Raw genomic sequence first — 15,865 nt, forward strand, 5'->3', positions numbered from 1 at the left:
GCCGCGGGCCCTGGGGCCTGCGGCGGGGCCGCCCTCGTGGCCGCCTGTCACGGATAGGGCTTGCCCTCCATGGCTGGCGCCCTCACGGCGCCGACGAACCCGGCGACCGCCAGGATCGTCACCAGGTAGGGGATCATCAGGAGGAACTGGGAGGGGACGTCCGCGCCGACGGCCTGCATGACGGCGCCGAGGTTCGTGGCGAAACCGAACAGCAGCGACGCGGCCAGGGCGCCCGTCGGGTTCCACCGGCCCAGGATCATGGCGGCCAGCGCGATGAAGCCGTTGCCCGCGGCCATGTCCTTCGAGAAGGCCAGGCCCTGGTTGATGGTGAAGAAGGCGCCGCCCAGCCCGGCCAGCGCCCCGCCCAGGAGCACGTTGTGCCAGCGGATCCGGTTGACGGCGATGCCGACGGTGTCCGCGGCCCGAGGATGCTCGCCGCTGGCCCGCATGCGCAGGCCCCACCGCGAGTTGAAGACCATGAACTGGAGCACGGCGACCGCGGCGTACATGAGGTACACGAGGATCGTCTGGTTGAAGAGGACCGGCCCGATGACCGGGATGTCCTTGAGGACCGGGATGCCGATCTTGTTCAGGCTCAGGGTCTGGTTGAGCCCGGGGTTGCTCTTCAGCACCGTCGAATATAGGAAGGACGTCACCCCCAGCGCGAGCATGTTGAGCACGACGCCGATGATGATGTGGTCAGCCCTGTACTTGATGGTGAACAGCGCGAGCAGAGCGGCCAGCGCCATGCCCGCGATCGGCGCTCCGATGAGACCCCACCAGGCGCTGCCCGCCACGGAGGCGACGACGGCGCCCAGGAAGGCGCCGAAGAGCAGCTGGCCCTCGATGGCGATGTTGATGACCCCCGACCGCTCGCACACGACGCCGGACAGGGCGCCGAACACGAGGGGCGTCGCGAACATCAGGCCGCCGGCCAGCAGGGAGACGACCGGCAGGACCGCGGAGGTCTTGTCGGCCACGGTCCACAGGAGGAAGGCGGCGACGAAGGCCACGCCGGTGACGCCCAGCAGCCATCCGGGGACGTGCTGTCGGCGCACGGCCCGCGCCCAGACGACGGCGGTGGCGGCGGCCGCCGCCGCCGTGAGGACGAGGCCCGCGGGCTGGGCGGGCACGGAGATCTCCCCCATCGTGAACCACGAGGTCGCGCCCGTGAAGGTGACGCGGGAGAGGCCGTGGGAGGAGATCGCGAGGACCAGCGTGAGGACGGCCATGATGGCCGAGACGATCGGGTCGCGCCACTGGACGGGCGCCACGATGTCCTGGGTCGCGCCGGCCTGGGGCGCGACGCCGGGGACGGCGGTCTGGGTGCTCATGCCGCGGCTCCTTCCGTGACGGTGGCTGAGGCGCTCCTCGCGGCGACAGCCCTCCTCTCGCGCCGGTACCGGATGGACTCGGACGCGGCGATGAGCAGGACGATGATGGCCTGCGTGATCTGGACGATGTCCACGGGGATGCCCGCCGAGGACTGCATGAGGGCGCCGCCCGCGTTGAGCGCGCCGAAGAGCAGTCCCGCCAGGACCACGCCCAGCGGGCTGTTCTTCCCCAGCAGGGCCACGGTGATCGCGTCGAAGCCCAGGGATCCGGCGACGCCGTTCGTGATGACCTTCTCCGTGCCGAGCACCGGGGCTGTGCCCGCGAGGCCCGCCAACGCCCCGGAGATGACCAGGGTGAGCATGAGCGTGCGGGGCACGTTGACGCCGGCCGTGCGGGCGGCGCGCGGGTTCGCCCCCGCCGCCCTGATCTCGAAGCCGAAGGTCGATCGCTTGAGCAGCCACCACACGGCCACGGCGGCGAGGATCGCGATGACGAGCCCCCAGTGGAGCCGGAAGTCGGACCCGAAGAGCTTCGGCAGGCCGGCGGTCGCCGCGATCTTCTGGGACTTGCCCGGGTAGCCGCCCTCGCCCATGAACGTCCGCGTCGTCAGCAGGTATTGGAGGAGGAACAGCGCGACGGAGTTGAGCATGATCGTCACGATCACCTCATTCGCGTTGAGCCGCGATTTCAGCAGGCCTGGGATGAGCCCCCACAGCGCTCCGCCGAGGATCGCTCCGAGGACGGCGACCAGGACGTGCACGACGACCGGCATCTGGAAGTGGAACCCGATGAATCCGGCGACCGTCGCGCCGATGATCAGCTGGCCCTGGACGCCGATGTTGAACAGGCCCGAGGTGAAGGACACGGCGATGGCCAGCCCCGCGATGATGAGCGGGACGGACCGGGTGAGCGTCTCCATGATCGGGCGGATCGCCTGGGTCGTCGAGTCCTGCGTCCAGTCGAAGATCGAGCCCCGGATGAAGGCCGTGAAGAAGCTGCCGAATGCCGACCCGAAGGCGCTGAAGAAGTCGCCGGGCCTGGCGAAGAAATAGCCGGCAGCCGCGATAACGTCCTCGTCGAAGAGCGCCACGATGACGGCTCCGAGCACCATGGCCGCGACGATCGCCCCGGCGATCGTCCCCGCCGAGGGGTTGAAGTAGCGGCGGAGGATCCGCGTCAGCCAGTTCGGCCCGTCCCCGCCGAGAGGATCGATCCGGTCCCGGCCTCCGCCGCTCTCACCCGATGCGGCTGGGCCGGTGGCCCGCTGGGACTGCGTGCTCACTGTGCGACCTCCTCGATGGTGGTGGGATGCGCCGCTGCCTGTTCTCGGGCCTCGTCCAGGGGGACTCCGGCCATCATCAGGCCCAGCACATCGCGGGGGGTGTCGGCCGCGACGATGCCGACGATCCTCCCCCGGTACATGACGGCGATGCGATCGGCCAGCGCCGTCACCTCGTCGAGCTCCGTGGACACGACCAGGACAGCCGTGCCCTTGTCCCGTTCGGCGACGATGCGGGAGTGGACGAACTCGATGGAGCCGACGTCCAGGCCGCGAGTGGGCTGCGAGGCCACCAGCACCTTCAGCGGGCGGGAGAGCTCCCGGGCGAGGATCGCCTTCTGCTGGTTGCCGCCCGACAGCGTCGAGATCGGGTCCTTGACCGAGGTCACCCGCACGTCGAACTCCTCGCGCAGCCGCTCCGCATGCTCCTCGACCTTGGAGGACAGCATCGTGACGCCGGAGGCGAAGGGCCGGCTGTAGTACTGATCCAGGATCATGTTCTCCGAGATCGTGAACGAGCTGATCATCCCGTCCTCGGAGCGGTCCTCGGGGATGTAGCCCAGCCCCTCCTCCAGCCTCCGTCGGATGGACATCGACGCGATGTCGCCGCCCTCCAGGACGATCTGCCCGGTGTTGATCGGGATCGTGCCCAGCGTCGCCTCGCACAGCTCGGTCTGCCCGTTGCCCTGGACGCCGGCCACGCACACGATCTCCCCGGCGTGGACGTCGAGGTCGACATGGTCCAGGGCCACCTGCCCAGACTCCGTGAGCACCGAGACATCCCGGTAGGACAGGACCGGCTCCCCCGGCATCGCCGGGGTCTTCTCGACGCCCAGGTCGACGGCCCGTCCGACCATCATCGAGGCCAGCTCCGTCTCCGACGAGGCGGGATCGGCCTGGCCGACGACCGCTCCGCGCCGGATGACCGTGATCCGGTCCGCCACGGCGCGGACCTCGCGCAGCTTGTGGGTGATGAAGACGATGGACGTCCCGGAGGCCGCGAGCTCGCGCATGATCGCGATGAGCTCATCGGTCTCCTGCGGGGTCAGCACGGCGGTGGGCTCGTCGAGGATGAGGACCTTCGCATCGCGGGACAGCGCCTTGATGATCTCCACGCGCTGCTGGGCGCCCACGGGGAGGTCCTCGATGACGGCGTCCGGGTCGATGTCGAAGCCGAAACGCTCGGAGAGCTCGGAGACCTTCGCGCGGGCCGCCTTCTTGTCGAGGATCCCGGCGACGCCCGCGGGCTCGTAGCCCAGGGCGACGGACTCGGCGACGGTGAAGACGGGCACGAGCATGAAGTGCTGGTGCACCATGCCGATCCCTGCCGCCACGGCGTCACCCGGCCCGCGGAAGGACTGCGGCTTCCCGTCGATGAGGATCCGGCCCCCGTCGGGCTGGTACAGGCCGTACAGGACGTTCATCAACGTCGACTTGCCGGCTCCGTTCTCCCCGAGCAGCGCGTGGATCTCGCCCGGTTCGACGACCAGGTCGATGTGGTCGTTGGCCACCAGCGGTCCGAAGACCTTGGTGATCCCCTCCAACTCGAGTTTCACATCGGTTCCCTCTCATGCGGTTCTCCGGGACATCGGCGTACCGGGGGAGAATTAGTCTAGTCGATTGTCCGAGGCTCCCCGGCCGCCCGGCACCCAACCTACCTGTTCGCGCCGGTGGGACCCGCCGCCGCCCCGCGCGGCGCCGGCCCGGGGGACGGCAAAGGGCGGGGGCACGAGGTTTCCACCCCGTGCCCCCGCCCGGACGGCATCCGGATCCGCCGGTCAGCGCATCACTTCGGGGAGTTCTCCGACTCCACGGTGATCGTGCCGTCCGAGATCTGGCTCTGCAGGTCCTCCAGCTGCGACTTCAGGTCGGCGGGCACCTTCGAGTCCCAGTCGTGGAACGGGGCGATCCCCACGCCGCCGTTGGCGAGGGTGCCGACGTAGTCCTCGGAGCTCCACTGCCCGTCCTGGACCGTCTTCACGGTGTCGTAGACGGCCTGGCCGATCTCCTTCACCACGGAGGTGATGATGATCGAGCCGTAGTCGGGCTGGGTGAGGTATCCGTCGGCGTCGACCCACACGACGTTGACGTTGCCCGCATCCTTGGCGGCGGCCAGCGTTCCGGCGCCCACCGGCCCGGCGACGGGCATGATGATGTCCGCGCCCTGCTGGATGAGCTGCTCGGTGAACTGCTTGCCCTTGGAGGTGTCCTCGAAGTCGCCGGTGGCCATGCCCGACTGCTTCTCCTTGTCCCAGCCGAGCAGCTCGACGGACGTGCCGTTGTCCTCGTTGTACTTCGCGATGCCGTCGGCGAAGCCGTCGGCGAAGCCGTCGGCGAAGACGGCGGTCGACGGGATCTGGCTGCCGAGGTAGGTGCCGACCTTGCCGGTGCTGGTCAGGCCCGCGGAGGCGTAGCCCGCCAGGTAGGCGGCCTCGGCCGTGTTGAAGACGAGGGCCTTGGTGTTCTCGCCCGGGTCGGTGAACGTGGAGTCCACCAGGGCGAAGTCGATGTCGGGGTTCTCCGTGGCCGCCTGGTTCAGCGCGTCCGCCATGAGGTAGCCGACGCCGATGATGACGTCGCAGCCGCCCTGGACCATGTTCGCGATATTGGGCTGGAAATCCGCGTCGGAGGTGGACTCGGCGTAATCGACCTCGATGCCGAGCTCCGACTTCGCCTTCTCCATGCCCTCCTTGCCGGACTGGTTGAACGACTTGTCCTCGAAACCACCGGAGTCCGAGACCATGCAGGCCTTGATGGACCCGCCGGCCGCGCCGCCGGACTGGGTCTCACCGGACGCGGATGCCTCACCCGACTCCGAGGGAGCCGATCCACAACCCGCGAGCGCAAGGGCGGCTGCCGCGGCGACAGCGCCCACCTTCAGGGAGTTCTTCACAGTGTTCCTCCTGGGACATGAAAGACTGCGCCGGATCCCGGCGCGCCCGGCCATCCTATGCCAGCCGTTTCAGCCGTTTCCCGGAGTTGATCCAATCGTTATCCGCGAGGGCGACGCATCGCGTCGGCTCGGAGCGGCTCACACGAGGCCGGCGGAGCCCGCCTGCACGAGCCGGTCGACCACCTTCTTCACGTCCTGTGCCGCCGATCGGCGCGTCACCAGGACGGCGTCGGGGGTGGTGACGACGACCAGGTCCTCCACGCCCACGAGCGCGACCGTCTGCCCGGAGCCGCCGTCGAACACAGCGGTCCCCGGCGCGCCGACGCGCACCGCCGCCCCCTCGGCGCCCGGGCCGGCCAGCTCGGCCAGCGCATCGAAATCGCCCAGGTCCGTCCACCCCAGGTCCAGGTCGGCCGGCGCGACCGCGACGCCGCCATGGGCCGCCACCGGCTCGGCGATGGCGTGGTCGATGGCGATGGCCGTGAGCGTCGGCCAGGTCCTCGCCAGCTCCCGGTCCCGGCTCGGGGTGTCCCACGACCGTGCGATCCGCGTCAGCCCCGCGGCGAGGGCGGGGTGAAGCCGCTCGAGGTGACCCATCAGGACGCCCGCGCGCATGACGAACATCCCGGCGTTCCACAGATACCCGTCGGCGACATAGCGCCGGGCGGTCGCGGCGTCCGGCTTCTCGACGAACTCGGAGACGGCACGCGCCCGAGGCTCCCCCCGGGTTCCCGACTCTCCTGCCGGGACGGGCGGCGTCCCCTCCGCCTCGAGCGCCTCGCCGGCGTGGATGTACCCGTAGGCCGTCGAGGCCTCTGTCGGCGTGATCCCGATGGTCGTCACGTAGCCCCGGCGGGCTGCTGCGCACGCCGCGTCGACGGCCTCGAGGAACAGATCGGGGCGGGCGATGACGTGGTCCGCGGCGAAGGAGCCGACCAGCGCGTCCGCCCCGTGCCGTTCGCGCACGATCGCCGTGGCCAGCCCGATCGCGGGCATCGAGTCGCGTCCCGAGGGCTCGATGACGAGCTCGCGGTCGGAGCGTGCCCCGGCGAACTCCGGGAGCTGCGCGGCCACGGCGTCGCGGTGGGCCGCCCCCGTCACGATCGTCATCGAGGCCGCACGCGGGGAGAGCCGGTCGATGGTCGCCTGCAGCAGGGTGCGGCCGCTTCCGGTGAGGTCGAGCAGGAACTTCGGGCGCGCGCGCCGCGACAGCGGCCACAGCCGGGTGCCTGCCCCTCCGGCGGGGATGATGACGTGCAGGTCGGGGGTCATTCGTCAGCCTTTCGACGGGACGGGATCGGAGTCATCGGCGGGTTCCGTCGCGCCGGGGCATCGAGGGCGGCGCCTCCCTCGGCGAGGGGGACGGAGACGGTGGGGACCGGACCCGCGGGGGCGCTTCCGACGCGGGCCGTCAGGCGCCACGCGGTGCGGCACGCGGACACGGCAAAGACCGCGACCATGGCGTTGCGCGCCACCATGAGGAGGGTGCCCACCAGGAACAGCGCGCCCCGGTCGCCCGGGTACAGCCACCCATAGGTCGTCGGGTAGGACAATTGCGTGAGGGCGCAGATGACCACCAGCACGGGCGCCCACCACCGGGGCACGCGGGCGCGCCCGATTCCGCAGGCCACGGCCGCCACCGGGGCCAGCCACATCATGTACTGCGGGGAGAAGACCTTGTCGGTGGCCACCAGCACCGCGACGACGGAGGTGGCGGACACGGCGACGGCCAGCGCCTCGGCCGCGCGCGTGCGCCACAGGCGCCAGCAGACCGCGGCGATCCACACCAGGAGAACCACCTGCGCCGCTGTCCCCAGGGCGAGGGTCGCGGAGACGCCGGGGCCGGAGAAGTCCCAGGAGTTCGCGTCGGACAGGGCGGCCGTCCACGACGAGGGCGAGACGAGGCGGGCCAGGAGCACCCAGGTGGCGAGGACGGACTCGACCTGCAGTCCGCGCCCGGACTGCCAGGTGAGCGGGCTGAACAGGCGGCCCCACCCGGCGGCCGCCACGGACACGGCGACGAGGACGGCGCCGGTGGCGATGAAACCAGCCGCCTCACGGCGCCTGCGGGAGCGCTCCCCCAGCACCAGCGGCCACACGATGATCGGCCACGCCTTGATGCCGGTGCCGAGGGCGACGAGCACGGACCACCATGGGCGCCGGTCGCGTCCGCGGCGCCGGGAGCCCGAGGCGGCCTCCTCGCGCGCCAGGGCGACGCAGGCGGCGGCGAGCAGCACGCCCGGCAGGAGGTCGAAGCGGTAGAGGGTGATCGGCCCGAGCGCGCCGGTGCAGGCGAGGAACACCACGGGGGCGGTCTGGCGCGCGCGGGCTCCCGGGAGCCTGGTCATCATGGCGGCGCCCGCGGCGAGCCCGGCCAGGGACGCCGCGACGAACAGGATCCGGTAGGCGTCCTGCGTGGGGGCGACCAGCGTCGGCAGCCACAGCAGCAGCATGACGGGGGTCGGATACTCGGGCAGGATCTGCGAGAACCCGTACCGGTCGGCCAGCTCGACCCATGCGTGGTAGTAGCCGACGTCGTTCTCGATCGTGCCGCGCGGCGTCAGGGCGGAGGAGAGCAGCAGCGCCGCTCCCGCGAGCATCCCCCATCCGAGGACGGTGAGCAGGACCCCTCGCGCCGGGCCCCCCGGCTCCGGCGGGGACTCCGCGGACGTGCTGCGCCGCGTCGCGGGGCTCACGGATTCGGCTGGATCAGGCACCCGTCCATGCTAGATGACCCCGGTTTCCGGGAGGCCGCCTGCTCGGGAGCGCCCATCCCGAGGTTCGCGGGGCCTTCGGCGTGGACTCCGTCGTTCTTCGCCGCCGAGCCTCGGGATGGGCGTCCTCCGGCGGATGACGGTCAGTCCTCGAGGGCGCGCCCGCGCAGCTCCGGCAGGGCGAGGGCCCCGGCCGCGGCCAGGGCGAAGGCCGCGCCGAACACCGCGAACACGAGGCCCTGACCGCCTCTTCCCAGGGCGAGCAGCGGGGGCACGGCCAGCGGCGCGACGATGGAGGCGATCCGGCCGAATCCCGCTGCGGCGCCCGCCCCCGTGCCGCGCAGCCGCGTCGGGTAGATCTCGGGGGTCACCGCATACAGCACGCCCCATGCGCCGAGGTTCGCCGCCGACATGAGAAGCCCCCAGGCGAGGACCCCGCCCACGCTCCCGGCCTGGCCGAAGCCGACGGCGGTGACTGCCGAGACGACGAGGAAGGAGCTGAGCGTGATCCGGCGGCCGAGCCGCTCCACCAGCCAGGCGGCGAGGAAGTAGCCGGGGATCTGGGCCAGGGAGATGATGAGCGTGTACTCGAAGGACTTCACCAGGGAGAACCGGGCCGCCAGCAGCGACGGCAGCCACGTGAAGGCTCCGTAGTATGAGAAGTTCACGAAGAACCAGGTCAGCCACAGGGCGACGGTGCGCCGGGCATGGCCGTGGCCGAACAGCTCCCGGGCCCTCACCCTCGGCAGCGCGGCGGCGGGGGCGGAGGGCATTGGCGCCACGCCGCTGGCGCTCTCGAACACGCGCACCGACCGCTCGGCGTCCGCGTCGCGGCCCTTCGCCTCCAGGAAGCGCACCGACTCGGGGAGGTGGAACCGTGCGACGACCGCGTACAGGGCGGGGACCGCGCCGGCGAGCATCGCCCACCGCCAGCCGTTGTCAGTGGGCGAGACGACGAGATAGCCGAGGACCGCGGCGAGGATCCAGCCGAGGGCCCAGAAGGACTCGAGCAGCACGACGATTCGGCCGCGCAGGCGTCTCGGCGCGAACTCGCTGACGAGGGTCGAGGCGACGGGCAGCTCCGCCCCCAGGCCGAGGCCGACGAACAGCCGCAGGACCAGCAGCATCCCCAGGGAGGTGGTGAACGCCATGGCTCCGCTGGCGATGCCGTAGAGGACCAGGGTGAGGACGAAGACGGAGCGGCGCCCGATCCTGTCGGCGAGGATCCCGCCGAGGGAGGCGCCGACCGCCATCCCGACGAATCCGATGGATCCGAGGAGGGAGACCTGGGTGGCGCTCATCGACCATTGGCGGGCGAGGACGGCCATGACGTAGGAGATCAGGCCGACGTCCATGGCGTCGAGCGCCCAGCCGACGCCGGAGGCCACCAGGAGCCTGCCGTGCTGGCGGTTGAAGGGCAGGCGGTCGAGCCTGTCGTTGCGGGTGAGGGCGGGGGCGGCCGTGATCGGCGCGGGATTCGTCACGCCCGCCAGCATAGCTCTACTGTCATGACACATGTCATGACAGTTTGGGGAGCGCGGCCAGGCTCACTCCCCCGCGAGCGCGTCCCTCTCATAGGGGAGGATCGGCGCCGTGAACCCGGCCTCGTCCAGAGCGTGGCCCACCGCGTCGAGGGTCTCCTCATCGGGAGCGCTCACCGTGTGGAAGTGGTACCCGGAGGTGACCTCCATCAGCGGCGCGGACCTCCCCGACTCGATACTCCGCATGAATCGATCGACGTCCCGCCTGCTGGCGATGCCGAGGCGCCCCCGAACCACGCCGTAGACACGATGGTTGACGATGACGTCCTCGACCGTGGCGCCCAGGTCGACGACGGTCCTCAGCTCCTCCGCGAGGCGTTCCCTGGTGTGGCGGACCTTGAACACGCGGGTGCGCCCTCGCCCCCCGGCGGCGCCGAGGACGTATCCGCGGCTCGTCGCCACGATGCCATGCCCCGCGGCCCGCAGCACCGCCACGTCGCGGGCCACCGCCTGCCGGCTGACCCCGGAGCGCTCCGCGAGCTCGCCGCCGGGAACCGGCGAGCCGGACTCGCCCAGCCAGCGCAGGATCGCCCGGCGCCGCGCCTCGCCGCCCATCGCCGCCATGGCCGCTCCTCCCATCGGATCTCCCCGCCACGCCCCCAGCCTCCCACGCCGGGCGCCAGGGCGCCGGGGCCCGTGGGAAACGGCGCCCCCGGAAGGAGAAGACCCTCCGGGGGCGCCGCCCTCGTCACCCGGTTCCGGGCGGCCGAAGCCGCAGCGCCGGGGTCCGGCTCACTCGGCCTCCGGAGCCTCCGCCTCGGGGGCCTCGGGCGCAGCCGTCTCGGCGGCGGGCTCGTCGACGACGTTCTCGACGATCTCGACGATGGAGACCAGGTCCTGGTCGGCATCGAGCTGCACGGACACGCCCTCCGGGACGACCAGGTCCTGGACGCGGATGACGGTGCCGATCTCCAGCCCGGTGACGTCGACCGTGATCTCCTCGGGGATCGCGGTCGCAGGCGCCACCACCGGGACCGTGTACTCCTCGACGTTGTGCGTGGACCCGGGGGCGGGCTCGCCCACGATGACCAGCGGCACGGTGACCTCGACCTTCTCGCCGGCCTTGACGGCCAGGAAGTCGACGTGGAGCAGGGCGCGGGACACGGCATGGACCTGCACGTCCTTGACCAGGGCCAGCTGCTGCGCGCCGTCGACCGTGAGCTCGACCAAGGCGTTCTTCGTGCTGCGCACGATGAGGAACAGGTCGTGCGCGGGCACGTCCAGGTGGATCGGGTCGGAGCCGTGGCCGTACAGGACGGCGGGGACCAGGCCGGCGCGGCGGGCGCGGCGGGCCGCCCCCTTGCCGAACTCGGTACGGGTCTGGGCGACCAGGATGTTCTCGCTCATGGGGTGCTGCCTCTTCCCTCGGGGTGTCGATCTGTGCGATGTCCGCTCGCGCCGGCGCGACGGACCTCTGACACCACCTGAGGGCCCTGTCGATCACGGCGGCGCCTGGAACCCGACCGGATCTCACGCGCCGCCCTCGCCGGAGCAGCCTCCGAATGCTACGCCTCCGGGCGCGCCTCAGGCCACCCCGTCGAAGAGCGATGTGACCGATCCGTCCTCGAAGACCTCCTTGATCGCGCGCGCCAGCAGCGGGGCGATCGGCAGGATCGTCAGGCCGGGGAACCGCTTCTCCGGGGTGATCGGCAGCGTGTCGGTGACGACGACCTCCGACGCGCCGGACTCGGAGAGCCTGCGCGAGGCCGGGTCGGACAGCACGCCGTGGGTGGCCGCGACGATGACGGACTCCGCCCCCGCCTCGCGCACGACCTTGATGGCCTCCGAGATGGTCCCGGCGGTGTCGATGAGGTCGTCGACGAGGATGCACTGGCGTCCCCTGACGTCGCCGACGACGCGGTTGGCCACCGCCACGTTCGGCCGGGTGATGTCGCGCGTCTTGTGGATGAAGGCCAGCGGGGCGCCGCCCAGCTTCGCGGCCCACTTCTCGGCGACGCGGATGCGCCCGGCGTCGGGGCTGACCATCGTCACCTTCCCCGGATCCACGCGCGTGCGGACGTAGTCGACCAGGACCGGCATGGCGAAGAGATGGTCGACCGGGCCGTCGAAGAAACCCTGTTCCTGGGAGGCGTGCAGGTCGACGCTCATCACGCGGTCCGCTCCGGCCGTCTTGTAGAGGTCGGCGACCAGGCGCGCGGAGATCGGCTCACGCCCCTGGTGCTTCTTGTCCTGGCGGGCGTAGGGGTAGAAGGGGGAGACGACGGTGATCCGTTTGGCCGAGGCCCGCTTGGCGGCGTCGACCATGATGAGCTGCTCCATCAGCCACTTGTTGAGCGGCGTCGTGTGCGACTGGAGGACGAAGACGTCTGCCCCGCGCACGGACTCGTTGAACCGGACGTAGATCTCGCCGTTGGCGAAGTCGTAGTTCGTCGTCGGGGAGACGCCGCAGCCCAGTTCCTCGCCCACCTGACGGGCCAGTTCGAGGTGCGCGCGACCCGACACCAGGACAAGCCGCTTCTCACCATTGGTCACCAAACCGCTCATAGCGGTGCGTCCTTCCCTCTGCCGCAGCGCCCCGGGGAGTCGGCAGGTTCCGGTCAATTCCTGCCGATGACGCCGAACGGCTCACCCATGGTATCCGCCGGGACGCGCGTGCCGGCACCCCAGGTGGCGGGCAGCGTGCTGCCCTCCCCCACTTCCACGTCCGTCAGGGTCGTCATGGGGCCGATCTCACACCGGGGACCGACTCGCGTGGCGCCCCGCAGGCACGTCCCCGGATGGACCGTCGTGTCCCGGCCGATCCTCACGTCCACGTCGATCCACGTGGACGCCGGGTCGACGATGGTCACCCCGGCGCGCATGTGCGCCGCGCAGGTCCGGCGGTTGAGCTCGGCGGCAAGCTGGGCCAGCTGGAGGCGGTCGTTGCACCCGGCGGCCTCCCACGGGTCGTCCAGCGCCAGGGCGCCCACCGACCGGCCTGCCTCGACGGCCGCCGCCACGACATCGGTGAGATAGACCTCCCCCTGGTCGTTCGACCGGCCGACCTCCGTGAGCGCGCGCCCGAGGAACGCCGCGTCGAAGGCGTAGATCCCGGCGTTGACCTCCGTGATCGCGCGCTGTGCGGGGGTGGCGTCGCGCTGCTCGACGATCGCCGCAGGCGATCCCGTCGCGGCGTCGCGCACGATCCGCCCGTACCCCGCCGGGTCCGGGGCGATCGTCGTGACCAGCGACACGGCGTGGCGCCCCCGGTCATGGAGCTCGACGAGCCGCCTGAGCGTGTCCGCCCCCAGCAGGGGGACGTCGCCGGAGGTGACCAGGACCGTTCCACCCCGGGAGGCCGGCTCGGCCCCCGCCCCGCTGAGCGCCCGGAGCCCGCATTGGACGGCGCGCCCGGTTCCGGGAACCTCGTCCTGGTCGGCGATGAGGGCCTCGGGGCACAGCCGCAGGACCTCGGCGGCCACCAGGTCCCGCTGATGGCGCACGACGGCGACGATCCGGCCGGGGTGCAGCGCGTGGGCAGCGCGCAGCGCGTGCCCGATCATGGCCAGACCGCCCAGCCGGTGGAGGACCTTCGGCACCTCCGACCTCATCCGGGTGCCCTGTCCGGCCGCCAGGATGATGACGGCGGCCGGGCCCGAGGGCGCGTCAGTCAGGTTCACGGGGTCCCCCCATCGACGGACGCGGGACCCGGGCGGGCGCCCGCGCGGCTCCGCCCCCAGGACTCGAACCTGGACCAAGGGCACCAAAAACCCCTGTGCTGCCATTACACCAAGGCGGAAAGGACGCTGCCGATTCTGCCATATGGCGCGGGCGCGGCGTGCGCCCCTCCTGGCCCGGCGCGCGCCCCGGAGGATACGGTGTGACCATGGCCGAGAAGCGCACGCGCATGAGCGGGGTCGCCCGCCGCGAGCAGCTGGTCGCCGTCGGGCGGTCGCTGTTCGCCTCCAAGGGATTCGATTCCACCAGCGTGGAGGAGATCGCCTCGAAGGCGAGCGTCTCCAAACCCGTCGTCTACGAGCATTTCGGCGGCAAGGAGGGCCTCTACGCCGTGGTCGTGGACCGCGAGGTCCAGAACCTGGTGGGCTCGCTCACCCGGTCGCTGACCTCCTCGGAGCATCCGCGCGAGATCCTCGAGAGGGCGACGCTGACGCTTCTCGACTACATCGAGACGAACACCGACGGCTTCCGCGTGCTGGTGCGCGACGCTCCCGACGACCGCACGTCGGGGTCCTTCTCCTCCGTGATCGGGGACGTTGCGGTCCAGGTCGAGCACCTGCTCGCCCGCCAGTTCGAGCACACGCGCATGGACCCGGCCTGGGCGCCGCTGTACGCCCAGATGATGGTCGGGCTGATCGCCCAGGTCGGGCAGTGGTGGCTCGACGAGCGCCGACTCCCCAAGGAGGTCGTGGCCGCCCACTGCGTCAACCTCGCGTGGAACGGGCTGCGCAACCTGCGGCCCGACCCCACGCTGCGCACGCGCGAGGGCGGCAAGGGCGCCGATGGGAACGCCCGGAGCTGATCCTCCCGCCTCCGCCCTGTCCACGATCCGGTCAGGGACCTCCGATGTGACCCGGGCGACTAGTCTCTCGCTTGAACTTGACGTTTTCTTGACGTCTATATGACCAGTTCTTCTTGAATGCATAAGAATCAGCTGACGTATGGAACGGAGGACCCCGTCACCCCGTCCGGGAGGCCGACATGACAGCGACCGAGACCCTGCCCACGACCGGTCGACGCGCCATGACAGCGCGGCACGCACTGGCCGCCCTCCTCCTCGCCGTGTGCCTGCTGCTCCTGGCCGGCCAGGTCCCGGCCCATGCGGACGATGGGGAGATCATCAGGGTGACGGTCACCGACGACGACGCCCCGGTGGAGGGGGCGACCGTCCTCGTCACCGGCGCGTCGGGCGAGTCCCGGGGCACGACGGACGCCCGGGGGCAGGCCGAGGTCGAGGTCGCCGGGGCCGGATCCTTCGAGATCACCGTCGATCCGGCCACCCTCCCGGAGGGGATCGAACCGCCCGCCGAACCGATGACCTACTCCAAGGTCTCCTCGGGGACCTCCTATGCGGCCCTCAAGCTGGGCGCCGAGGCCGCCGGCGCCTCCCCCTCCGGCTCGGAGTCCTCCGGCCCCGCCTCGGCCTCACCGGGCGGCACGGCGACGGAGACGGCCTCGTCCCCGGACGCGGGCCCCTCCACGGCCGGCACGGACAGCGGCAGCGAGACGGACGAGGCCGGCACCACCGGCTCCTTCGGGCACCAGCTGGCCACCAAGCTGGTGCGCGGCACCGTCTTCGGCCTGATCCTCGCCCTCGCCTCGATCGGCGTGTCCCTGATCTACGGCACGACAGGCCTCAACAACTTCGCCCACGGGGAGCTCGTCACCTTCGGCGGGTTCGTCGCCTACATCGCGATGACGTCGGCCGGCGTGAACGGGTGGGCGGCACTGGCGCTTGCGCTGATCCTCGGCGGCGCGTTCGGGTGGGTGCAGAACGCGGTCCTGTGGCACCCGTTGCGCCGTAGGCGCGTCGGCCTCATCCAGATCATGATCGTCTCCATCGGCCTCGCCCTCTTCCTCCGCTACCTCTACGCGTTCTTCTTCGGCCCCAACAGGCTGGTCATGCCCCAGTCCTTCGCCGCAGCGGCCCGGCCCCTGGGGGTGTCGGTGAGCTACTGGGACCTGTGGGGATCCCTCGTCTCGATGGCGCTGCTGGCGCTGGTCGTCTGGATCCTCGAGCGCACGCGACTGGGCAAGTCCGTCCGGGCGGTCGCCGACAACAAGCTGCTGGCCGCCACGACCGGCATCCACGTCGAGCGCGTCATCCGGATCGTGTGGGTGGGCGGCGCGGCTCTGGCAGCCGTGTCGGGCGTCCTCGTCAGCTTCTACCAGACACTCAGCTTCCAGGCGGGCGCGCAGATCCTCCTGCTGATCTTCGCGGCCGTCACCCTCGGCGGGCTGGGCTCCGCCTACGGGGCGCTGGTGGGATCGCTCCTGCTCAGCTGGTTTATCGAGCTGTCCACCTTCGTCCTGCCCACCTCGATGAAGAACGTGGCGGCGCTCATCGTCATGATCATCATCCTGCTGGTCAGACCCCAGGGGATCCTGGGCCGAGCCCAGAGGGTCGGCTGAGGGGCGCACCCGC

Annotated in this window: 13 protein-coding genes and 1 tRNA gene; 2 read left to right on the forward strand and 12 right to left on the reverse strand. The window is 71.3% G+C overall.

The window, feature by feature from the left end; genetic code table 11:
* Nucleotides 1-47 precede the first annotated feature (47 nt).
* The 12 genes from ACFQWG_RS08820 to ACFQWG_RS08875 form a co-directional block, all read right to left on the reverse strand.
* Nucleotides 48-1,334 (reverse strand): ABC transporter permease, encoded by a 1,287-nt coding sequence (locus ACFQWG_RS08820; protein ID WP_380974509.1) that lies wholly within the window; start codon nt 1,332-1,334, stop codon nt 48-50.
* Complete coding sequence (locus tag ACFQWG_RS08825) at nt 1,331-2,617, reverse strand: ABC transporter permease (RefSeq protein WP_380974511.1); 1,287 nt, start codon at nt 2,615-2,617, stop codon at nt 1,331-1,333. The genes ACFQWG_RS08820 and ACFQWG_RS08825 overlap by 4 nt, the downstream gene beginning before the upstream one ends.
* The gene (locus ACFQWG_RS08830) at nt 2,614-4,170 is read right to left on the reverse strand and encodes an ABC transporter ATP-binding protein (protein WP_380974513.1); all 1,557 of its coding nucleotides are present in this window, start codon (nt 4,168-4,170) and stop codon (nt 2,614-2,616) included. Before ACFQWG_RS08830 ends, ACFQWG_RS08825 begins: the two co-directional genes overlap by 4 nt.
* A gap of 230 nt (nt 4,171-4,400) precedes the next feature.
* A complete protein-coding gene (locus ACFQWG_RS08835; protein WP_380974515.1) occupies nt 4,401-5,507 on the reverse strand; it encodes a BMP family lipoprotein in 1,107 nt (368 codons plus the stop codon).
* A 138-nt stretch (nt 5,508-5,645) separates the two neighbouring features.
* Nucleotides 5,646-6,779 (reverse strand): mannose-1-phosphate guanylyltransferase, encoded by a 1,134-nt coding sequence (locus tag ACFQWG_RS08840; protein ID WP_380974517.1) that lies wholly within the window; start codon nt 6,777-6,779, stop codon nt 5,646-5,648.
* Nucleotides 6,776-8,224, reverse strand: a complete 1,449-nt coding sequence (locus ACFQWG_RS08845) for a glycosyltransferase 87 family protein (RefSeq protein WP_380974519.1) — start codon at nt 8,222-8,224, stop codon at nt 6,776-6,778. The genes ACFQWG_RS08840 and ACFQWG_RS08845 overlap by 4 nt, the downstream gene beginning before the upstream one ends.
* 140 nt (nt 8,225-8,364) lie before the next feature.
* Nucleotides 8,365-9,705, reverse strand: coding sequence for an MFS transporter (locus tag ACFQWG_RS08850; RefSeq protein ID WP_380974521.1), 1,341 nt, complete (start codon nt 9,703-9,705; stop codon nt 8,365-8,367).
* A 63-nt stretch (nt 9,706-9,768) separates the two neighbouring features.
* Nucleotides 9,769-10,326, reverse strand: coding sequence for a transcription repressor NadR (locus tag ACFQWG_RS08855; RefSeq protein ID WP_380974523.1), 558 nt, complete (start codon nt 10,324-10,326; stop codon nt 9,769-9,771).
* Nucleotides 10,327-10,494: 168 nt separating this feature from the next.
* Entirely contained in the window at nt 10,495-11,109 is a 615-nt protein-coding gene (locus ACFQWG_RS08860; protein WP_380974525.1) for a 50S ribosomal protein L25/general stress protein Ctc, read from the reverse strand.
* Between the two features lie 177 nt (nt 11,110-11,286).
* Nucleotides 11,287-12,267, reverse strand: a complete 981-nt coding sequence (locus tag ACFQWG_RS08865; protein WP_291498361.1) for a ribose-phosphate diphosphokinase — start codon at nt 12,265-12,267, stop codon at nt 11,287-11,289.
* 53 nt (nt 12,268-12,320) lie between these two features.
* The gene (locus ACFQWG_RS08870) at nt 12,321-13,382 is read right to left on the reverse strand and encodes a bifunctional UDP-N-acetylglucosamine diphosphorylase/glucosamine-1-phosphate N-acetyltransferase GlmU (protein ID WP_380974527.1); all 1,062 of its coding nucleotides are present in this window, start codon (nt 13,380-13,382) and stop codon (nt 12,321-12,323) included.
* A gap of 48 nt (nt 13,383-13,430) precedes the next feature.
* A tRNA-Gln gene (locus tag ACFQWG_RS08875) sits at nt 13,431-13,501 on the reverse strand.
* A gap of 87 nt (nt 13,502-13,588) precedes the next feature.
* Here ACFQWG_RS08875 and ACFQWG_RS08880 point away from each other — a divergent pair.
* Together ACFQWG_RS08880 and ACFQWG_RS08885 are read left to right on the forward strand one after the other, a co-directional pair.
* Complete coding sequence (locus ACFQWG_RS08880) at nt 13,589-14,242, forward strand: TetR/AcrR family transcriptional regulator (protein WP_380974529.1); 654 nt, start codon at nt 13,589-13,591, stop codon at nt 14,240-14,242.
* Nucleotides 14,243-14,421: 179 nt separating this feature from the next.
* The gene (locus ACFQWG_RS08885; protein WP_380974531.1) at nt 14,422-15,852 is read left to right on the forward strand and encodes an ABC transporter permease subunit; all 1,431 of its coding nucleotides are present in this window, start codon (nt 14,422-14,424) and stop codon (nt 15,850-15,852) included.
* Nucleotides 15,853-15,865: the final 13 nt, after the last annotated feature.

Source organism: Schaalia naturae (genome assembly GCF_042665795.1).
In the GTDB taxonomy this organism is placed as follows: Bacteria; Actinomycetota; Actinomycetes; order Actinomycetales; family Actinomycetaceae; genus Pauljensenia; species Pauljensenia naturae.